The 20804-nt window shown below is 48.2% G+C and carries 18 protein-coding genes; 16 read left to right on the top strand and 2 right to left on the bottom strand.

What is annotated here, in order from left to right:
* The first annotated feature begins 247 nt into the window (after window positions 1-247).
* Both LPA02S_RS00325 and rfbB read left to right on the top strand, forming a co-directional pair.
* Window positions 248-766 (top strand): GyrI-like domain-containing protein, encoded by a 519-nt coding sequence (locus LPA02S_RS00325; protein ID WP_054648650.1) that lies wholly within the window; start codon window positions 248-250, stop codon window positions 764-766.
* Between the two features lie 542 nt (window positions 767-1308).
* On the top strand, window positions 1309-2322 hold the full coding sequence (gene rfbB / locus LPA02S_RS00320) for a dTDP-glucose 4,6-dehydratase (protein ID WP_054648652.1): 1014 nt from the start codon (window positions 1309-1311) through the stop codon (window positions 2320-2322).
* Window positions 2323-2358: 36 nt separating this feature from the next.
* Here the strand turns inward: rfbB and LPA02S_RS00315 are convergent, their stop codons facing one another.
* On the bottom strand, window positions 2359-2796 hold the full coding sequence (locus tag LPA02S_RS00315) for a GNAT family N-acetyltransferase (protein ID WP_054648654.1): 438 nt from the start codon (window positions 2794-2796) through the stop codon (window positions 2359-2361).
* 204 nt (window positions 2797-3000) lie between these two features.
* Between LPA02S_RS00315 and LPA02S_RS00310 the strand changes: the two genes are divergently transcribed.
* The gene (locus LPA02S_RS00310) at window positions 3001-3768 is read left to right on the top strand and encodes a tyrosine-protein phosphatase (RefSeq protein ID WP_054648813.1); all 768 of its coding nucleotides are present in this window, start codon (window positions 3001-3003) and stop codon (window positions 3766-3768) included.
* 180 nt (window positions 3769-3948) lie between these two features.
* On the top strand, window positions 3949-5058 hold the full coding sequence (locus tag LPA02S_RS00305; RefSeq protein ID WP_156470963.1) for a hypothetical protein: 1110 nt from the start codon (window positions 3949-3951) through the stop codon (window positions 5056-5058).
* Between the two features lie 341 nt (window positions 5059-5399).
* On the opposite strand, the gene LPA02S_RS00300 is transcribed toward LPA02S_RS00305, so the two are convergent.
* A complete protein-coding gene (locus LPA02S_RS00300; protein ID WP_056956529.1) occupies window positions 5400-6293 on the bottom strand; it encodes an LCP family protein in 894 nt (297 codons plus the stop codon).
* A gap of 268 nt (window positions 6294-6561) precedes the next feature.
* On the opposite strand from LPA02S_RS00300, the gene LPA02S_RS00295 reads away from it, so the two are divergent.
* The 12 genes from LPA02S_RS00295 (at window position 6562) to LPA02S_RS00240 (ending at window position 20784) form a co-directional block, all read left to right on the top strand.
* Window positions 6562-8214 (top strand): hypothetical protein, encoded by a 1653-nt coding sequence (locus tag LPA02S_RS00295; protein ID WP_056956530.1) that lies wholly within the window; start codon window positions 6562-6564, stop codon window positions 8212-8214.
* A gap of 449 nt (window positions 8215-8663) precedes the next feature.
* A complete protein-coding gene (locus LPA02S_RS00290; protein ID WP_054648666.1) occupies window positions 8664-9812 on the top strand; it encodes an AI-2E family transporter in 1149 nt (382 codons plus the stop codon).
* A 3-nt stretch (window positions 9813-9815) separates the two neighbouring features.
* Window positions 9816-11393: a peptide chain release factor 3 gene (locus LPA02S_RS00285; RefSeq protein WP_054648668.1), complete on the top strand. Its 1578-nt coding sequence runs from the start codon at window positions 9816-9818 to the stop codon at window positions 11391-11393.
* A gap of 27 nt (window positions 11394-11420) precedes the next feature.
* Entirely contained in the window at window positions 11421-12239 is an 819-nt protein-coding gene (locus LPA02S_RS00280; protein ID WP_056956531.1) for a YveK family protein, read from the top strand.
* A 39-nt stretch (window positions 12240-12278) separates the two neighbouring features.
* Window positions 12279-12893 (top strand): P-loop NTPase family protein, encoded by a 615-nt coding sequence (locus tag LPA02S_RS00275; protein ID WP_056956532.1) that lies wholly within the window; start codon window positions 12279-12281, stop codon window positions 12891-12893.
* 51 nt (window positions 12894-12944) lie between these two features.
* Complete coding sequence (locus tag LPA02S_RS00270; RefSeq protein WP_054648673.1) at window positions 12945-13736, top strand: DUF4422 domain-containing protein; 792 nt, start codon at window positions 12945-12947, stop codon at window positions 13734-13736.
* A 12-nt stretch (window positions 13737-13748) separates the two neighbouring features.
* A complete protein-coding gene (locus tag LPA02S_RS00265) occupies window positions 13749-14666 on the top strand; it encodes a glycosyltransferase (protein ID WP_056956533.1) in 918 nt (305 codons plus the stop codon).
* 40 nt (window positions 14667-14706) lie between these two features.
* Window positions 14707-16038, top strand: a complete 1332-nt coding sequence (locus tag LPA02S_RS00260; protein WP_156470962.1) for an O-antigen ligase family protein — start codon at window positions 14707-14709, stop codon at window positions 16036-16038.
* 74 nt (window positions 16039-16112) lie between these two features.
* Window positions 16113-17144, top strand: coding sequence for a glycosyltransferase family 2 protein (locus LPA02S_RS00255; RefSeq protein ID WP_054648681.1), 1032 nt, complete (start codon window positions 16113-16115; stop codon window positions 17142-17144).
* Window positions 17145-17156: 12 nt separating this feature from the next.
* Complete coding sequence (locus tag LPA02S_RS00250; RefSeq protein WP_056956535.1) at window positions 17157-18233, top strand: glycosyltransferase; 1077 nt, start codon at window positions 17157-17159, stop codon at window positions 18231-18233.
* 22 nt (window positions 18234-18255) lie between these two features.
* On the top strand, window positions 18256-19359 hold the full coding sequence (gene glf, locus LPA02S_RS00245; protein ID WP_056956536.1) for a UDP-galactopyranose mutase: 1104 nt from the start codon (window positions 18256-18258) through the stop codon (window positions 19357-19359).
* On the top strand, window positions 19360-20784 hold the full coding sequence (locus LPA02S_RS00240) for a flippase (protein ID WP_056956537.1): 1425 nt from the start codon (window positions 19360-19362) through the stop codon (window positions 20782-20784).
* The last annotated feature ends 20 nt before the right edge of the window (window positions 20785-20804 follow it).

The following is a 20804-nucleotide window of genomic DNA, read 5'->3' as shown; positions in this document are numbered from 1 at the left end:
GCGTGAGGCTCACAGCTCCGGTCACGGGGGGCAGCCGCTCAACCGGAACCGCAACGCCAGTACTACCAGCCAATATTAGCGGTCACCGTGGAGCGGCCCACAAAGTCGCAGCACCCCGCAGCACCCCCACCGGCCAGAACCGCCACTGAACCATCACTGAACCGTCACACAAAGTTTAACCCACTGATGGTTGCCTCTGTGATACACTAAGAAACGAAGTATCGATCACAAGTATGGGGGCACAAGAATGAAAGAGTTCGCACAAATCCCGGCACAGCGTGTCGTGGGGCGTGTTTTCACCGAATCATCGGCTGACGAAAACGGCAGCTTTGAATCGGCGTGGGATGAATTTAACGAGGCGGGGCACTTCAAAGCCCTCGACCCACTAGCAGACGTGCCAAACCGGACCAGCGTCATCGTCTTTTCACCCTATGGTTCGATGCAGTACTGGATTGGTAGCGTCATCCCAGAATCGGCCAACGTTCCCAATGGTTATCAGGTGCTGAACCTGCCCGCCGCCACGGGTGCCGTCGCCGACAAAGACGTAAAGGGCATGATGACCAGTTTGCCGTTGGCCACCACGTATAATGAAGGCCTCGCCACTTTGGAAAAGGCGGGTTACCAACTACCTGAACACATTGGCCAGACCGACACACCGTACTACCTAGAACGTTACGATTTGAACAATCAGGGTGTCGCCCAGCGGGTGGAGTACACAATATACGCACGGCCGGACCAGCTCGAGGGCTTTGATGATATTGAATAGCATTAAAATTTGTTAAACAGCGGCACGAAAAAGTCATTAAAAAGCCGGCTACCATTCACGTGGTAGCCGGCTTTTGCGCACAACTCTTGGTCATAATGACATCATAGTTAAATGCAAGCATTGTTAATCGACAGATATTTGTTAAGGGGGTCGTTTAATTGTTAATGACGATGACACGAGTTGGCGTTGCACTCGGAATAATTGGTAGTGTGGTGTTAGGTACTGCGTTGGCGCATCAGCATCAGCGCAAAGTTGCGGTGGTGCCCGCAACCAACAAGCGTTAAAAACGAGTCGCCCCCCCGCAGAAACCGCCGTATAAGCAAACCCAAACAAGAATCCAAGTGCGGGATTCTCGTCTGGATTAACTTATACTCTGGTTTCTAACCGCGGGGTTCCACTCTCTGAAAATACGTACTTTCTGGAGCGTTAGCTTGAAGGCTGATGCTCTTTTTGTGTACCGGACCGACTTTGACGGCGATTGCCTTGTTCTACCAAGATGATTAGCTGATAATGGTAGCAAAAGCAAAGGGGGTGACGAAAGTATGCGTTTGTTAGTGACCGGTGGCGCGGGTTTTATCGGTAGCAACTTTGTCCGGTACGTCCTCGCACACGCGCCGACCGTGCGCATCGTGGTACTCGATAAATTGACCTACGCGGGTAATCGGGCCAACCTCGCCAGCCTCCCGGCGAATCGCTGCCAGCTGGTGGTGGGGGACATTGCCGACGCCCCGCTAGTTGACCGTCTGGTTGCTCAGAGTGATATGGTGATTAACCTGGCTGCGGAAAGCCATAATGACCGGGCGTTGGCGGACCCGCAACCATTTATTGACACCAATATTAATGGAACCTATACGTTGCTTGAGGCGGTGCGGCGGCATCGCGTGCGCTTCCATCAGGTCTCAACCGACGAGGTGTACGGTGATCTCCCCCTGCGGACGGATTTGGCGGACCCGCAGCACGCCGACACGTTTTCCGTGGAGTCACTGTACAACCCGTCGAGTCCGTACTCGGCTAGCAAAGGTGCTGCTGACCTCTTAGTGCGGGCCTGGGTCCGCTCCTTTGGCATTCAGGCAACCATTTCCAACTGCTCCAATAATTACGGTCCGTACCAACACGTCGAGAAGTTCATTCCCCGGCAGATTACTAACATTCTGACTGGTCGGCGTCCCGTATTGTATGGCGATGGTCGCAACGTGCGGGATTGGATTCACGTGCAGGATCATGTCGCCGCACTGTGGATGATTCTGCAACATGGGCGCGTGGGCGCGACGTACTTGGTGGGTGCGCACTGCGAACTGTCTAACCGGGACGTACTGGCGGCGATTCTCGACCGAATGGGGCGCCCAGCCGACGACTTTGAGTTGGTGGCCGACCGTCCGGGCCATGACCGGCGGTACGCGCTGGACAACAGTCTGTTGGTGAATGAGTTAGGCTGGCGGCCCCGCCACAGCGACTTTGCTCAGGGGCTCGACGATAACATCGCCTGGTACCGTCAGCATCAAGACTGGTGGTCCGGTAGCAAAGACGCCACGGAGGCCGAATACGGACGTCAATAAAACCCCAGCCGTGGCGAACGACTGGGGCGATGTGGATTATAAGTCGAGGTACATCTCGCGGTGGGGGATGCCCGCGTCCATGAATTCAGGGCGATCCGCAAAGTTGTAACCCAAAGCGGTGTAGAAGCCGGTTGCGTGCACCTGGGCGTCCAGGCGTAGCTGCTGGATGCCGTTGGCCCGGGCGTAATCACGCGCGGCATCCATAATCACGCGGCCGAGGCCGGTACCCCGGGCAGCTTTGCGTACCGCCACCCGCTGGACGTGAAGGCCGTACTCGGCGGGTAATAGGCGCAAAGTTGCTAACGGTTCGGCGTCGTCACCGTACACCACGATGTATAGGCAACGGCCCTCGTCATCGTCGACCTCCAAGTCGACGGGAACGTGCTGTTCAGCGACAAAGACTTCCTCCCGAATCTGCACGGAGTCTTGGTGAATGGTGCTGTTTAAATCCGTAGTATACTTAATGGTGGTCATTTTTCTTCTCCTACCGGCTAAATTGGTGTTAGGGCTACTCTAGCAACCAACCCGAGTAAAAGCAAGAACTTAAACTTTGTTGTCATCATCTTGCTGCGGCCGTGGGTTGTGGTAATTTATGGTAGGGTATTAAGTGACCCAGATACGTGGCGGCTTAACGCCATGCTGGCAACATTGCACCCCAAAGAATGTGAGGAACCAAAATTGATTGATGTACATAGCCATTTGTTACCGGGTATCGATGATGGCTCGGAAAACATGGAAATTTCCTTATCCCTTGCCCAGGACGCGGTGCGCGACGGCATTACGCACGCGCTCATGACACCGCACCACATGAACGGTCGGTTTACCAACCATCCGGCCGACGTCATCCGGTTAACGGATGAGTTTCAACACGAACTGGACCAACAAGGGATTCCTTTGACCGTCTTTCCTTCGCAAGAGGTACGCATTAACGGCGACCTCCTGACTGCGTGGGATAATCAGGACCTGATGACGACGGACGAGGGGGGGCACTACATGTTACTGGAATTTCCGCACGATGCGGTGCCGACTTTCACCGATGACATGGTCTTTCAGTTGGAGCAGCGCGGGGTCACGCCCGTCTTTGTCCATCCGGAACGGAACGAGGACCTGATGGCGCATCCGGAAAAGCTGTTTGAGCTCATTCAAAAGGGTGCTTATGCCCAAATTACGGCTAGTTCTTACGTTGGCACCTTTGGTAAAAAGGTGGAGCGGTTCGCGGAAGACATCATTGACCACGGTCTCGGCCACATGCTGGCGTCAGACGCACACCACATTAAGAATCGGGACTACGAAATGAGTGCGGCGTTTAAAAAGTTGATCGGTGCTTACGGTAATGATGTCGGCAAAATGTTCGATGACAACGCTAAGGCCATCGTTAACGGCGATCCGGTGCACCGGGTAGCGGAGACGCCCATCAAGAAGAAACGCTTCTTCCCGGCATACTAAGAGCAAGGATAGTGGTCAAGCCAGTGTACCCGGCGAGGCCACTTTTTTACGCCACAAGTGGGCCATATTAGTGTGGACTGTATACCTTCTACGTGGCAGGGTGTAAAATTTAACTAACGATTGACCAATTATCTGCGTCGGGTTGGGCCGACGTCATGAGCAAAAGCGGGGGTAAACGCAGTGCGAAAATGGTTGCGATATTTAACGGTGGGCATGGTGATGCTCGCGGCGGCGATGGTTTTGGGCGGATGTGGTCAAGGCGAAGCTACGTCCACAACGGCCAAGAACACACACACGGATGCTGCAGTTGTGCGTCTCGATCAGGCGGTCGACAAGCTGTTTAGTAACGATCAGCACAATTTACCCGCGGACAAGTTAACCGACAAGCAAATTCAGGCGGCGCACACGTTGTACAATAAGGCGGTTGCGCGCGGTAGTAAGTTAACTAACGCCGACGTGAAGTTAGTGAACCGGGCTGACCGGGACATTAGTAAGGCCAAACATTTTTTTGCGGTGACCAGCGGCCTAAAAGACGCGTTGGGTGACAGCCAGGTGATTGTGCCTGACTACAACGCGGATAATTTGGTTGCTGCCTGGGGGGATGTGTCTTCCTACAGCGTCTTTGTCACGAAGTATGGTGACCAAATGAAGCTGGTCAATCAGGAAGTTGCTGCCGTGAAGCTAGTGCAGAAGCTGTACGACGGAACGCTAGGTGATGTGACCAATAGTAACGGTACCGAGAGCAAGAACTACTCGGTTAAAAGTAACGTGACGGCCGACGCCATCGCGGCAGCCAAAAAGGCGGTCAATGCCGTTAAGGTTGATGCGTTCAAGACCCGGTACATGAAGTACGTTGACGCGGCTCAGGATGCGGTTGATGCCGCGGCTGATAGTAGCAGTGCAGCCGCCACAAGTAGTAGCGCCGACGCCACTGATGCGTCGAGTAGCAGTTCCGACGACAATGCCAATGCCACGAGTAGTAGTGGGACTACCGGTAATTCTGGTAGCAGTGGCTCTGGTAATTCTGGATACAGTTCCGGGTACAACTCTGGTTACAGCTCTAGCTATGGCACTGGCGGTGGTAGTGGCAGTAGTTATACCGGATCTGGTAACAGTGGTTCTCAAGGATCGACGAGCTCGGATGGCGGTAATACGTCCGGTTCGACGGGCGGTACCGACAGCGGTAGTACTGGTGGTAGTGGCGAATCTGACACTACCGGCGCTGGCGCTAGCAGCAACAGTTCTAGTGATGACGCGCAGTATACCGGTAACTGGAGCGGCGGCATTTAATAGTGTGGATGGAAGCGTCGGGCCTGGTGTTCGGCGCTTTTCTATTTGCCTTCCTGTTTGTAGTGATATCAGCAAGTTGGTTTAGGTGTTAGCTGGTTTTTCGTTACCGTTTGGGGTAAAAAAAGGTTGAAGCATAGCGGTGGCAAACGTTTGCCAGCATCCACAGTGTGGTCACTGGCGGAATCTGAACATGGGGAAGATTATCCAACGTATACGTCGTACGAGGCCATGTGGCGGGACATGGGTGTTTGATTGATTACGAACTAATGCCAGCGTGACAAGCAAAAAAAGTCCGGATCACCTTTGCATGGGTGGCCCGGACTTCGTGTATATTGACTTAATTACTGTGCGTTGATGGCGTCGTTGATCTCACTGTGCACCCGGTTAATTTCACTGGTGCTCATGACTTCATATGATTGGCCGTCGATCATCGCGCTGGATCCCTGCATCTGGTCGGAGCTGATGTTGCCAATGGCGCTCTTGTACTTGGAGGCTAGGTTCTTCAAAGACGAGAGGGAAATGTTAGTCCGCACGTTGTCCGATACGGCGTCCAGGAAGTTGGTGTTGAGCAGGCTGGTTGGTTGGCTCTTCGCCTTTTGCAGGATGGCCTTCACGATGAGCTGCTGCCGCTCCTGACGACCGTAGTCACCACGTGGATCCTCGTGACGCATCCGGGAGAACTCAAGTGCCTTGGCACCATCCATGGTTTCCGTCTTGCCCTTGGTGAACGTGTAGCCACCTTCGCTGAAGCTAATTGGCGAGGTGACGCTCACGCCGCCAACCGCGTTAACCAGTTTCTTCAGGCCGCCCATGTTGACCAGGATGTAACCGTCAAGCTTAATGTCGAGCAACTTCTCCACCGCCGCGATGGCCGTATCCGAACTGCCGTATGCGTATGCCGCGTTCAGCTTGATGGTTTCACCTTTGTACTCGATCTTCGTGTCGCGAGCGATGGAAACCATGGTGGTTTTATTGGTCTTCGGGTTGACCACCATCACCATGATGGTGTCCGTCCGGCCCTTGTAGGCGCGGCCCAAAGCCCCGGTGTCAGTGCCTAACATGAGGTAGGCAACCGACTTGGTGGCCTTCGTCTTGTTGTCGGACGTTGAACTCGTTTTTTTGTTGTACGAGTAAACCGCGCTCGTAGTGTGGTGAATCTTGTAGTACCCGTAGCCACCCAAACAAACAGCGGCAGCTACGATGATGCCGCAAATCCAAAGAATTATTTTCTTCATATTAACTAATACCCTCTACCCTCGGAATGATATGTACTATTGTTAATCAATTGACATTATACATTAGTCGGCGAAAAGTTGGTAAACGTGGGGCAAAAAGCTAAATTTCCTTAAACTTAAATTGTGGGGGATGTGGCATTAGTTAATATCCGGGAGATTTTGCGGTGGTATGCGGCACCTAGCGATAGAAGAACAATTTTGGCGTGCTGTTTTGGTCAAGAATTAGTACATACTCTGGTAAAATAATGATGCATGTAGGAGGCTTACTGTGGATAATCAAGTTGAGACGTTAGTTAAAAGGAAGCCCCGTTTCTGGCGGGCTTACGAAAATAAGATTCTTATTGTTTTGAATATTACGCTGGTATTTGTGTTTCTGATTTTACTGTTGTACAAGGTGTCAACTGTCCCAAACGTTTTTGTGGACGAGGCGAACTATGCGAACGAGGTTGTATCGTTTGCTCGATTTGGTACTGACATCCATGGTCTACATTTACCCATATATTTATCCAGTGTTTGGGGACAGGGCCAGTCTATTTTATATGCAATTGTTGATGCACCACTAGTACGCTGGTTTGGTTTTAGCATGGTCACGTTAAGGGTTCCATTTTTATTGATGAATTGGTTAATCTTATGCCTACTTATCTTTAAGGTTTACCAGTGGTCAAAAAGTTTACGCCTTACGACCATGGTCAATATTGCATTGATTAGTAGTCCGTGGATATTCATATCATCTCGGTGGATTCTCGATGCCAATATTGCTCCCTTAATGTTTATGCTTGCTACTATCCTGTTTGCTTCCGGAGCAATGAGTAAAAGTAAACTATTGCGGATTATTGATGTATTGTTTGGAGCATTATTCTTATCTTTAACGGCATACGGTTACGTTGCAGCATGGCTTTATTTACCGGTAGTCTGTGTGCTCTACTTTATTGCGTTTGTTAAGGATGACAGTTTTAAGATTTGGGAGTACATAGTATCTGTTGCTGTGATTCTTTTGGTCGCCGTCCCAATCATAGTATTTGCGTATCGGGTTAATATTTTGAAGTTGACGCATGCGACAAAGTTTTTGTTTTTTGATATTCCTCCTCTGCCGGCAAATCGGGTTGGGTCACTGATTAATCTTAGGGGACCTGGGTTGATCAATAGGTGTATGCACAATTTAGTTGACGGTTTGCTCATTTATTTAGGCGGGAATGACTACTTGCAATGGAATTCGGTCAGCCCGTTTGGAGCGGTTGCTCCATGGTTATTAATCTTTGCTCCGGTGGGTATGCTAGGTAACCTTGAGACAATGCCCAAGGCCATACAACTTTTTAGGCGTTTGTTGACGCTTAATATAGTTGCTTTTATTCCTTTAGCACTTGTTGTTACGCCAAACTATAATCATTGGAACTTGCTAAACATACCATTAGCAATATTGGTTGGCCTGGGATTGTTTCTTTGTATTCAACGTTTTCGGGAGACTTCTATTCGTTTGTTGTTTGTACTCGTTCCCATCTGCACCTTTGCCTACTTTCTACCGTTTGGGTACTTCGGAGTCGGTACCGAGGGTAGTTTCTTTGAAAATGGTTTAGTCAGATTTCGTGATGTTCAAAAATTGAATCAAACGGTAACGTCATCAAGTGACAGCAGTCGTCTTTACGTTGATAGTTTATCTTGGAAGTTTATGTATTTTAGAATGGTACAGGCCCCAATCAGCCACTCAATGTACTTGAACCGTACTGGCACTAAATCCGATTTCAGTAAGAAAATGGGCGATTTTTCGCGGTATGGTTCTCTGAGGGATATGTCTATATTTAGGGGCGGAACAAAAGGTGATTTCATTTTGCGTTCTTCAAAGGAACCTATGCCCGGTTGGAAATATTGCTATAGCGTGACCTGGAATAATGTTCCGCAGTATTTATTCAAAAAGAGCAAATGACATTTGGATTGATTTGCCGGCGTTCGACTGATTGTGTTTATTTAATATCTTGAGCCTGTGTACTTAGTAAATGGCGACGACAGCGTATTGTCGAGCCTTATTCAATTAGTGAATCTAAAGGAAACAGGTCAATTGGTCTGTTTCTTTTTTGCTGTTGTCAACCACAGTCTATTTCAGTGATGACGAAACGTATTGGTCAAAAAGCTAAATTTCCTTAAACTTAAATTGTGGGGGATGTCGTACCGATAAGATACTTGTCGCGGCCTCAGACTGCCGCGATACGGGCATTTATTGGGTGACCGGCAATGATTGGGACGTGTGCGCGTCGCTGAACGTAATCTGTTCGTAAAGCGCGTCCTATTGGTGCTCAGGCCGCTTTCTGGTATTATTAACCTTGGTATTTCTATAGTCTGCCATACACGGCAGCCGTTATGGAGGGAGGTGGCACCATGTTTGAACGTTTACGGCAATCAAAGCTAATGTTCTGGTCAGTGGAGATCTTGATACTGGTCCTCATCATTGCCGGACTGAGCTCCGTCACGTTTATCTTTCAACCGGTCGCAACCTTTTTCTCCATCTGGTTGATTCCGCTGGTGTCGGCGTTGTTCCTCTACTACATGTTCAATCCATTTGTGAAAATGATGGAGCGGATGAAGGTGCCGCGTGGATTAGCACTCGCCATTTTGATGTTGGTACTAGCGGGATTAGTTTACCTGATTGTGGTGTGGGCCGTTCCGGCAATGCTCCGTCAGGTGGCCCGCCTAGTACTGGCCTTACCAACGCTGGTCAAGGATTTTCAGACGGTGTTGGCGAAGGCGTCACATTATTCTTGGTACCAAGCGTTGGACCTCGACGATGCTATCAGCCACATCAATGCTTCAAAGATTACGGCCAGCATTTTAAAGTCGACCTCCGCAGGGTTGCCTGATTTTCTGGGATCAGCCGTCGGCACCTTCTTTTCCGTAATTACCGTGCCCATCATTTTCTTTTACATGTTAAAGGATGGTCACCGGTTTGTGCCGGCCGTCCAACGTTTATTTCCCACGAGTATTAACGATGAAGTGGGGGAGGTCTTCCGGCGTCTGAACGACACGCTGGCGCACTACATTGCTGGCCAGGCATTGGAATGTATCTTTGTGGGCGTCATGACCGGATTGGGCTACTGGATTATCGGGCAGCCGTACGCACTGCTGCTAGCGATTATCGCGGGTGTGGTAACCATGATTCCGTATCTGGGACCGTATATCGGCATTATTCCGGCCCTGCTGGTGTCCGTCAACATGGGTTGGGGACAGATGTTTGGTATCGTGGCGGTCGTTATTGTGGTGCACGTGGTGGACGGCAATTTTATCTACCCCAACATTATTGGGCGGTCACTGGATATTCACCCAGTAACAATTATCATTTTATTGTTGCTGGCGAGTCACCTGTACGGATTACTGGGTACGATCCTGTCGATTCCGGTGTACGCGGTGGCTAAGAACGTCGTGGTGTACTTGTGGCAGGTATTGCAGTTGCGGCGGCGTGAAAAGATGGTCCAGGAGCCGTCATCAACGAGTGGTTTGGGTGCAAGCAAAGAAGAAAAGGAACATAAATAAGTAATGAAACAGACTGAATTAGAGCAGGCGGTGGCCAAGCGCCGCACCTTTGCCATTATTTCTCACCCCGATGCGGGGAAGACGACCATCACCGAGCAACTGTTGCTGTTCGGGGGTGTGATTCGTGAGGCCGGGACCGTTAAGGGGCGTAAATCGAGCCACTTCGCAAAGTCCGACTGGATGGCGATTGAAAAGCAGCGTGGTATCTCTGTTACGAGTTCCGTGATGCAATTTGATTATCAGGGTAAGCGCATCAACATTCTGGACACTCCGGGGCATGAGGATTTTTCTGAAGATACATACCGGACACTGATGGCCGTGGATGCTGCGGTCATGGTGATTGATAGTGCTAAGGGTATTGAAGCGCAGACCAAGAAGCTGTTCAAAGTGGTTAAGGATCGCGGTATTCCCATCTTTACTTTCATGAACAAGCTGGACCGCGACGGTCGGGAGCCGCTCGACCTCATCGCAGAACTTGAGGATTTACTCGGAATTGAGGGTTACGCAATGAACTGGCCGATGGGGTCGGGGAAGACCCTACTGGGACTGTACGACCGGGTCAACAACCGGGTGGAACGCTACCGTCCGGAAACGCCGGAACAGCGGTTTGTCGAGCTCGACGCTGATGGTCACCTGCCAGCAGACGATGTGATTGCCAAGGAAGCGACCTACCGTGCGACTTTGGATGAAATCGAGTTGCTGGATGATGCTGGCAACCAGTTCGATGCCGACAAGATTGCGCGGGGCGACCAGACACCGGTGTTCTTCGGTAGTGCGTTAACGAACTTCGGGGTGGAGACGTTCCTGAACAGCTTCGTGCAGTACGCGCCGGCCCCGACCGCCAAGAAGACGGTGGGGGGCACGGAGGTGCAGCCGACCAACGAGCAGTTTAGCGGCTTTATTTTCAAGATTCAGGCGAACATGAACCCGAACCACCGTGACCGCATTGCCTTTGTACGGGTTGTATCCGGCGAGTTCACCAAGGGGATGGACGTCACGCTGGAGCGGACGGGCAAGACGATTCGGCTGAATAATTCCACCGAGTTCATGGCCGCCGAGCGGGAGACGGTCACCGAGGCCGTTGCCGGCGATATTGTCGGTTTGTATGACACGGGTAACTTTCAGATTGGTGATACCATTTACGCCGGCAAGCAGGGAGTGGCGTTCGAGCCGCTGCCGCAGTTTACGCCGGAGCTGTTCATGAAGGTGACGCCCAAGAACGTGATGAAGCAGAAGAGCTTCCACAAGGGGATGCAGCAGCTGGTGCAAGAAGGTGCGGTGCAGTTGTACCGGACGTACTCCACCAACGAGTACATTCTGGGTGCGGTTGGCCAACTGCAGTTCGAAGTCTTCAAGTTCCGGATGCAAAACGAGTACAACTCCGAAGTTGAGATGACGCCAATGGGCAACCGCACGGCTCGATGGATTAACCCGGACCAGCTGGATGAAAAGATGAGCTCATCGCGCAACCTGCTGGTAAAGGATGTGCACGGCGAACCATTGTTACTGTTCGAGAATGCCTTTGCGGAGCGGTGGTTCCACGATAAGTATCCGGACGTGGAGTTGACGAGTAAGTTGTAGGAAATCAAAAAAATAGGTGGTAAAAGAATGGAAACCGGAATTGAATTTGCCTGGGTCTTTCAATCATTAAAAAAGCACTGGTGGAAGATTTTATTAACTGGTTTATTGCTGGCCGTAGTGGCATTTGTATACGTGAAAAAGACGGTTCATCCCACTTTCACTTCGGACACGGCGTTGATGGTGAATATTGAAGCAAGTGGTAAGGATGATAGTCAACTGACGGTGCAGCAGGCCGAGGTGCAAAAAATTGACACCTACAAGGATATTGTTGAAAGTCCTTCAATCATGAAGGAAGTCGCCTACAACCTCACTCACAAGCATCGCGAAACTACGATTCCCGGAAAAAAAGCAGTGTATGGCACTTACAAGAATAGTGTGACGGGTGAAATTACCAAGTACCTGAAGGAAAAGAAACAATCACCTAAGTATCACGTTGTCTCCGCAAAGTACGGTAAGGGTGCCGTTACTACGGACCAAGTTAGTAGTGCTGTAAGTATCAGTAGTAACGCTAACTCTCAGGTATTTAAAATTAAAGCGACTTCTAGTGACTCCGTTCTTTCCAAAAACATTGCGAACGCCACTGCGGCTGTCTTCCGCGAGCGGGTTCAAACAATGATGAGTGGCTCGCGGGTTACAATTGTTTCCCGAGCTAACGACGGCAGCATTAAGACTGGTAGCACCAAGAAGTATGTTTTGGTCGGTTTAATTATGGGTGTTATCCTCGGTGCGTTTGTTGTATTACTGTATGGTTTCTACAAGGAATTAACTGACAAGCGCATCGATAACGACTCGTTCTTAACGAATGAACTTGGCTTCACTAAACTTGGCGCTATTCATAAGAAATAAGATGTCAGGAATTGTAGTCCTTAATTCGGAGGAATGGTTTTGAGCAAATTAAATTTGAACGATGCATTTACAAATGTTGCGATTGATGATGCTGGTATCAGTGAAGACTTCATGGATTTAGCGACTAATTTAGTTGTGAGCCGTCGTAACGGTATTTTAAGTGGATCAGTGGCTTTAGTCTCTGTTGATCAAGATGATACTCAGGCAGATGTGGCTGTCGGATTGGTTAAGGCCTTGGCCAGTATTAATCAATCCGTAGCGTTGGTCAATGCTAATTTACGTTCATCCTGGACACCACAGATTCCAAATTTCACTTCATTAAATTTGCAGTCCGTGCTTGATTCTGGCCAGGTAGACGATGACACGACTAACGTGATTGTTTCCCCTGCGGATAGTGTGCCCAATCCTATCGCTACGCTTGAAAGTGATGGCTTTTCGGCCTTGATTCGGTCTATGGAGGCTGGGCGGAACTTCGTTGTTGTTTCCACGCCTGCATTGATGCCATTGGGAGATGCAAAGGCAGTTCTGGGAACCGTAAAGAACGCAATTTTGATTATTCACAGGCGCCAAACACGTGCTCGAAATTTAAAAAATGGTTTGACAGTACTTAACGCTCTACACACCAACGTTATTGGGTACGTTACCGTTGAATAAATGGGCCGTAGTTACTTTGTCGATTGTTGCTCAGTATAAAAGGAATGAATAATGTCTTCAAAAATTGTTGTTGGAATTGCAGCACACAAACAGTATGAGATGCCGACCGATGAGATGTATTTGCCCATTCAAGTTGGTGCGGCCGGGAAAGCTTCGATTGATGATTACCAGCGCGATGACGAAGGGGACAATATTTCTCAAAAGAACCCCTACTATTCAGAACTGACGGCAACATACTGGCTTTGGAAGAACGTGCAAGGCGCTGATTACAAGGGCTTGGTCCACTATCGGCGGCATTTTTCGAAGTTGGCGAAGTTTAGTCAGTTTAAACAGGGACGTTTTGGTGATGTGCTTGATACTAGTACGCTGATGCACGCGCTTGAAAAAGCCAATGTAGTAGTTCCCGAACCGCGCAACTACCGTATCGAGACCCTGTACTCGCACTATGAGCATTCGCACAACATTCGCGACTTGGACACAACCGTTGAAATCATACGTGAGCTGACGCCTGAGTATGCGGATAGTTTTGAGAAGGTGCTGAAGGGAACCTCGGCGCACATGTTTAACATGTACATTATGAAGGCGGATTTGTTTGATCAATACGCAGAATGGATGTTTCGCATTCTTTTTGAGTTGGAACAACGGATTGATATATCCGGATATGATCGGCAGGAGGCCCGAGTTTACGGATATGTTAGCGAGCTGATGTTGGATGCTTGGTTGGACACCAACAAGATTGTTCCTGCTGAGCTACCGGTAATGTTTATGGAGAAACAAAGCTGGGTGAAGAAGGGAAGCTCATTCATTATGCGTAAGCTTCGCGGATCCAGTAATACAAAGTAGAGGTAATTGAACTTGAGTGATACGAAACAAACCAATGTTGTTGCAGTGGTAGTAACATACAACAAGCCTCAACTACTACAACTTTGTGTGTCGGCCATTCTCAACCAGACGTATCCCGTCAACCGCGTGCTAGTGATTGATAACGGGGGACTTGAGGATACCCGTAAAGTAATTGAACAATTAGCGGATGACAAGATTAGCCATGTTCTGACGGGTGAAAACCTGGGCGGGGCTGGGGGCTTCAAGTTTGGTATTAATGCCGGTATGGACCATTCTGCGGACTTTTTGTGGGTCATGGACGATGACACGGTACCGGATTTATCCGCGTTGTCAGCAATGATGGAGGCCAACAGCACCCTACAGTCTGACGGTATCAATCCGGGTTTTCTAAGTAGCAATGTTCGTTGGACCGATATGGCTCCAGCAAAAATGAACATTCCGGGTGTTGCCGAAGATTGGAGTTATGAAGTCCGTCCAGGGCTAGTTAAGCTGACGTGGGCCTCTTTCGTCTCGTTGTTAATTAATACTGAGGCCATCAACAAAGTTGGTTTACCCATCGACGCGTACTTTATTTGGGGTGACGATGTTGAATATTCTCGCCGAATATCAACTAGTTTTCCCAGTTTCTTTGTCCAGGATAGCATTGCTGTTCACCACATGGATGCAAACGTCGGTGCCAACATTTTGGAAGAGAAGAATAAAAACCGGGTCTCACGGTACTACTTTGCCGTGCGGAATGAATTACATACCGTTAGGGAACTAGGTACTAAATCCGAGCTGATGCGGGTTGTTTCTAAAGACTTGGCACAAGTTTTCAAGGTTATGGGCACTGGATTTACTGGTAAGAAGATTGCGGTGACAATTCGTGGATTTTTTGCTGGGCTGTTTTTCAATCCAAGGATTGATTTCCACAAATCTAACGGGCAGTAGCGATTAGTGAAAGGCGTTTGCATACTCTATGTTTAATAGGATGACTAAAACAAGCATATTATTAGAATACATGTTGGCGCTGGACATTATCCTGGGGTCTAATTCGATTTACGCTTCTTTTAGCTTTAGTAAGTATGTCACGCTAGCTTTAGGTTTATTGGCGGCTGGTTTGGTGTTTTTGCGGTTCATGATTGAAGCGAGTGGCGGTAATCGAGTGCGTATTAATTCCAACAGCTTGATGGCGCTGTTTATCTTTTTGTTCGTAGTGGTATTTTATTTATTCGCTCAAAACGTTTTTTGGGCGAAAAACTTTGGACAACTGGCTAATTATCTGGGACTGTTTGTCCTTTTTACCCCCGCGCTGTGGTTGTATGTGGGGGTTTTTGGATATCGCGGCCTCTTGGACAAGTACGTCAAACTCATGGTGATGATTGCCGTGGTTGCACTGCTTTTCTGGGGCTTGGGTTCCATTATGGGATTATTTGCACCCACCAGTTATTTCACCATTGGTTGGGGTGGAAACAATCAGGTTGCTTCATATTATGGGGTATATTTTGAGACGCAGTTTAAAACCATTGCTGGACATGTTGTGGTTAGAAATAGTGCGATTTGGCCTGAAGCACCGATGTATACCATGTCGCTAATGTTTGCACTGCTAACACAATTATTCGTGTTGCCAAAGAGGCGCCCAGTTTTCGTGACAATCTTAATTATTTCCATGGCGTCGACCTTAACATCGACTGCAATTTTAATACTAGTTGGGTTGGCTACTTACTATTTATGGCGCGCCACAAATGTTTTTTCACCGTGGTACCGGTTGGTACTCGTGCTGATGGTATTGCTGGTTGTATCTGTACCCGCGATGTTTGTTTTTAGCAAGTTTATGAACTCGAAGTTAAACGGATTTTCAGGCTCAGTACGTGTTGATGACTATATAACCGGAGTGAAGGCATGGATTAAGCATCCAATCATTGGTGAGGGTTTCAACAACAATAAAGCCTTGTATAAATTTATGAATATGAACATTCGCGAATATTACAACAACGGTGAACTGACCTTCAATAAGGGGGTAGCGAACGCCTGGACTCCTTTGATTGCCAACGGTGGACTGCTATTCATGGGCACCTACCTTGTGGGCCTGGGCTCGCTATTTCGTCTAGGCGGTAGTTGGCGTGTACTGACGCTGTTTATCTTTGCGATGATGTTTTTATCCATTATGCAGTACACGACCATTATGATGTTGTTTATCTTCGCCGTACCATTTGCGCTTGAAAATGATTCCGACAAAGAACGATTCGTGCGCAATCGTTTGTGGGATTCGGGTCCCAAGAACTTCATGGCTAAGAGCTCAAGGGAATATGGGCGTGGCTAGTCTATTAATGGCCCGTGGTTAAATGCCTAATTGATGCCAAATTTGTTTGGCATAATCTTGATGGAGGTTCTGAGATGACACCCACCGTTTCAATAATTACGCCAATTTATAATGCTTCGGGGTTGGTTAAGCAGTTTATTGCAATGATTAGCCATCAAAGATTACGGGATATTGAGTTAATTATGATTGATGACGGTTCTTCGGATAACACAATCGAAGTCGTTGAGGATACAATTGCCCGTAACAACAGAGATGGCCTACGGATTGAGTTAATTAAGAATCATCATGTTGGGCCTGGATCCTCCAGGCAAACTGGACTTGAGGTTGCGAAGGGAAAATACATCTACTTCGCGGATGCGGATGACTTCATGCATCCAGAACTACTTTCATTATGTGTTCAAAGCCTTGATCGCAGCATGGCTGACTTTGTGTACTTTAATTACCGCAATGTAGAAAAGTATGATCCGTCAACCTTTGAAACCATCGGTGTCTCCGAGTCAAAATCAATTTCGATGGACGCAAAACAATTTGGCGAATATTACGTTCATAATTCTGCTGATCTGGGTTTTGGCTATTTGTGGAATAAGGTTTTCCGAGCGGATAAAATTCGCGAATGGGGTATCAAATTTCCGGCTATCAACACGGAAGAGGATGCCGTTTTCCTGTTTGATTTGTACGCACATTCCCGCAGAATTGAATTTTTGGATTATTATCTCTACCAGTACGTCAACAATAGCGCGTCAATTACGCATTCGCGCCGGGATTTACAACGGTTTGCCGACAATTTACGCATTCGATGTGATAAGTGCATGTGGTTATTAACCGATGTATGGGGGTTCCCACCTAACGCATTACAGGCAAGGGTGATTCTGAGGCTCGTTGTAGCAACAATACAGTTAGAGATTGGCAATAATTCCTCACTTTTGACTGCAGCGAGAGCATGGAGTCGTTCGCGCAGGGACAACTATTTTCAGCAGTTGCTCAAGTACCTCAATTTAGTTCCTAAGATGACAACAACTGCAGATGCCATTGTCAGAGGCCTCTTAAGGCTCAAGTTGGATCTTGGACTGGTGGTTTTAGTCAATACAATTGGAAAGCGAAAGTAGGGCGAGACACAGATGAACAAAAAAGGACTAGTGTTGGTACCCCGGCTGCGCGGTATTGGTGGGATGGAAACTGTAATCGTCAGCTGGATTAAACACTATCAACGAGTAGACGACATTAACATGAAATTCTTTGCACCACAGGGGCTTGAGGATCAAAGCCGATTCGATGGTCTGGGTGATGAAGTTAAAATTGCCCAACTGGTGCGACCGCACGCGCTGGGGAAGGCCTGGGGAACTTGGTTAACCTTTGATTACCTGGCACGGCATGATTTTGATTTTGTCGTCTGCACCAGCATTCCATTAATGAAATTAGCTCATCTCGTTAGAAGGGTGTTACACAAGCAGTTCAAAATAATATCGTGGTTTCATTTTTCAATTGATACATTGCCGGTTTCGAGTAACGGCGACCTTCTGTTGGCCGATATCAATTTGGCCATTAGTTCAGGAATCAAGCAACAGTTGATTGCCCGAGGGGTGTCCAGCGATAGTATTGAAGTCGTCTATAACCCGGCAACAATACCGGACACTGTAGTTGCTAAGCGTGAAGATACTCTTGCCGCTCAACCACTCCGGCTCCTATACGTTGGCAGAATTGTGTGGGCGGGTCAGAAGAACCTTAAATTACTCTTATCTGCACTTGTGGAATTTAAGGCGGACTGGCGCCTAGAGATTTTTGGGACGGGTCAGCAGTCTGATATTGATACCCTTAAAAGTTTTGTTAGTGGACATGAGTTGGAGGACAAGGTTTTTGTGCGTGGTTGGAGCGACAGCCCTTTTGAACATGCCTTGCCTGCTGATTACCTCATCTTAACGTCCAAATACGAAGGGTTCCCAATGGTCTTAATTGAAGCAGCCGGTTTGGGACTGCCATTAATATCGAGCGACTGTCCCACTGGTCCGGATGATATTGTCGTTGATGACAACGGATTCCTGTTCACAAATGACAGCCAGCAAGATTTGGTGGAAACTTTAGGTAATGCTCTGGCTACACGTGATACCTTTAAGCCAGAGGTTGTCCGAGATTCAGTTGAAAAATTTGAAACCGGTAAGTACTTTGAACGAGTTAGTGCAATTTTGAGTGCAGTCTAAGTAGAAAAGGGGAAATTACAAAATGGATTATTTAATCGTAGGTTCAGGTCTGTACGGGGCCGTTTTTGCAAATGAGGCTGCTAAGGCCGGTAAAACCGTCAAGGTGATTGAAAAACGTGATCACATTGCGGGTAACATTTACACCAAAGAAGTTGATGGTATTCAGGTACATATGTACGGTGCCCACATTTTCCATACCTCTGAGGACCGGATTTGGGACTACGTGAACCAGTTTGCTACCTTTAACCGGTATACGAACCAGCCAATTGCTAATTACCACGGCGAAATTTACAACATGCCCTTCAACATGAACACGTTCAACAAGTTGTGGGGTGTGGTTACACCAGACGAAGCAAAGGCGAAGATTGACGAACAGCGCCAAGTGTTGGGTGGCAAAGAGCCTGAGAATCTGGAAGAGCAGGCCATTTCGCTTGTTGGTACGGATATCTACGAGAAGTTAGTCAAGGAATATACCGAAAAGCAGTGGGGCCGGCCAACAACTGAGTTGCCAGCCTTCATCATTAAACGTCTGCCAGTTCGCTTTACTTACGACAACAACTACTTCAACGACAAGTATCAAGGAATCCCTGTTGGTGGTTATACGCAAATTGTAGAAAAGCTGCTCGACCACCCTAATATCGAAGTTGAACTCAATGCTGACTACTTTGCCAATCGGGATAAGTACAATGCAATGGCCGACAAGATCGTGTACACTGGCATGATTGATCAATTCTACGATTACAAGTTTGGTGAACTGGAATACCGGTCACTGCGGTTTGAGACCGAAGAATTGGACACCCCTAATTACCAAGGCAACGCGGTAGCTAACTACACTGATAAGGATCATGCCTTCACCCGGATTATTGAACACAAGCATTTTGAAGGTGCTGACACCGCAAAGACGATTATTACGCACGAGTACCCACAAACGTGGCACAAAGGTGATGAGCCATATTACCCGGTCAACGATGACAAGAACAGCGCACTCTACCGTAAGTATTACGAATTGGCCCGTCAGGACAACGATCGCGTGCTGTTTGGTGGCCGTTTGGGGATGTACAAGTACTTCAACATGGACCAAGTAATCGGGGCGGCACTATACGCGGCGAAAAAAGAGTTGAAATAGATGAAAATTGTCAAAAATTACCTCTACAACGTGGGCTATCAAGTCTTTATTTTGATAGTGCCGCTACTGACCACACCGTATATTAGCCGTGTGCTTGGTAGCTATGGTGTTGGGGTTAACGCGTACACAAATTCTGTCGTCACATACTTTGTTCTCTTTGGGAGCATCGGCGTGACGCTTTATGGTAACCGTACGATTGCATATGAACGTGATGATTTCAAAAAACGCAGTCAGTCGTTTTGGGAAATTAACTTTATGCGGTTTATCACCATCATTGGTGCGTACGTCGCGTTCGGTATTTTTTTCATGTTGACCGATAAGTACCAGGAGTTTTATCTTGCGCAGTCGTGGCAGATTTTGGCTGCCGCGCTGGATATTTCCTGGTTCTTTATGGGGTTAGAAGATTTCGGTAAGACGGTACTCCGTAACTTTGCGGTTAAAATTGTCTCCGTGGTCATGATTTTTATGTTCGTCAAGAATGCAGGGGATATTAACCTGTACATTCTGATCCTGACGCTCTCGACGCTGTTCGGTAATCTGACGCTGTGGCCATACATGCGTCGGTATGTGCGTAAACCCGACTGGAGCAATCTGCACATCTGGCGGCACCTGCGTCCATCCTTGGCGCTGTTTGTGCCACAAATTGCCACGCAAATCTACCTAGTTTTGAACAAGACCATGCTGGGATCAATGGATGGCGTGGACAGTTCGGGTTATTACGAATACGCTGACCGGATTGTAAAGCTGGTCCTGGCAGTGGTTACCGCCACCGGGACGGTCATGTTGCCCCGTATGGCGAACACGTTTGCCAAAAAAGACTTCAAAAAGTTGAACGAGTACCTATACCGTTCATTCGACTTTGTCACGTTGCTTTCGGTTCCGATGGCCTTTGGTACGGCCGCGGTTGCACCTAAGTTTGCCCCCTGGTTTATGGGGCAAGATTTTGCCATCACGGGCAAGTTGATTCCTATTGAGTCAATTATTATCGTGATGATTGCCTGGAGTAGTGCTTTGGGGACGCAGTACTTATTGCCGATTGGTAAGAACAAGGAATACACCATTTCAGTGACCGGTGGGGCAGTGGCCAACTTGGTGCTCAATGTGCCTTTGATTATCTGGCTTGGTGTGTATGGGGCAATTATTTCTACCGTTTTGTCGGAAATTGTGGTTACGGCCATTCAAGTTTTCTTTGTTCGTTCAAAAGTTGAATACAGCCGCCTGTTTTCTGGCCTGTGGAAGTACCTTTTATCAGGGGCAGTAATGTATGCAGTTGTTTATACCATGAACGTAAGGCTTAACGCCGGATTTAAACAATTTGCTCTGCAAATTATTGTAGGGATGATTGTATATGGAATTATGATGTTAATTACACGTCCAGCTCCTGTTCGGTATCTGGGAATCCTGAGGGAGAAAATTCGGCGATAAGGAGCTACAGAGGGATGAAG

The sequence above is a fragment of the Lacticaseibacillus pantheris DSM 15945 = JCM 12539 = NBRC 106106 genome, from assembly GCF_001591865.1.
Lineage (GTDB): Bacteria > Bacillota > Bacilli > Lactobacillales > Lactobacillaceae > Lacticaseibacillus > Lacticaseibacillus pantheris.
The sequence above is the reverse complement of the archived record's forward strand: the minus strand, read 5'-3'. Positions and strand labels throughout refer to the sequence as shown.

What these genes read in the sequence shown, in the direction of transcription:
- LPA02S_RS00325 (WP_054648650.1), top strand. Translation starts at nt 248, where the DNA reads ATGAAAGAGTTCGCACAAATCCCGGCACAGCGTGTCGTGGGGCGTGTT.
- rfbB (WP_054648652.1), top strand. Translation starts at nt 1,309, where the DNA reads ATGCGTTTGTTAGTGACCGGTGGCGCGGGTTTTATCGGTAGCAACTTT.
- LPA02S_RS00315 (WP_054648654.1), bottom strand. Translation starts at nt 2,796, where the DNA reads ATGACCACCATTAAGTATACTACGGATTTAAACAGCACCATTCACCAA.
- LPA02S_RS00300 (WP_056956529.1), bottom strand. Translation starts at nt 6,293, where the DNA reads ATGAAGAAAATAATTCTTTGGATTTGCGGCATCATCGTAGCTGCCGCT.
- LPA02S_RS00290 (WP_054648666.1), top strand. Translation starts at nt 8,664, where the DNA reads ATGTTTGAACGTTTACGGCAATCAAAGCTAATGTTCTGGTCAGTGGAG.
- LPA02S_RS00285 (WP_054648668.1), top strand. Translation starts at nt 9,816, where the DNA reads ATGAAACAGACTGAATTAGAGCAGGCGGTGGCCAAGCGCCGCACCTTT.
- LPA02S_RS00280 (WP_056956531.1), top strand. Translation starts at nt 11,421, where the DNA reads ATGGAAACCGGAATTGAATTTGCCTGGGTCTTTCAATCATTAAAAAAG.
- LPA02S_RS00270 (WP_054648673.1), top strand. Translation starts at nt 12,945, where the DNA reads ATGTCTTCAAAAATTGTTGTTGGAATTGCAGCACACAAACAGTATGAG.
- LPA02S_RS00260 (WP_156470962.1), top strand. Translation starts at nt 14,707, where the DNA reads ATGACTAAAACAAGCATATTATTAGAATACATGTTGGCGCTGGACATT.
- LPA02S_RS00255 (WP_054648681.1), top strand. Translation starts at nt 16,113, where the DNA reads ATGACACCCACCGTTTCAATAATTACGCCAATTTATAATGCTTCGGGG.
- LPA02S_RS00250 (WP_056956535.1), top strand. Translation starts at nt 17,157, where the DNA reads ATGAACAAAAAAGGACTAGTGTTGGTACCCCGGCTGCGCGGTATTGGT.
- glf (WP_056956536.1), top strand. Translation starts at nt 18,256, where the DNA reads ATGGATTATTTAATCGTAGGTTCAGGTCTGTACGGGGCCGTTTTTGCA.
- LPA02S_RS00240 (WP_056956537.1), top strand. Translation starts at nt 19,360, where the DNA reads ATGAAAATTGTCAAAAATTACCTCTACAACGTGGGCTATCAAGTCTTT.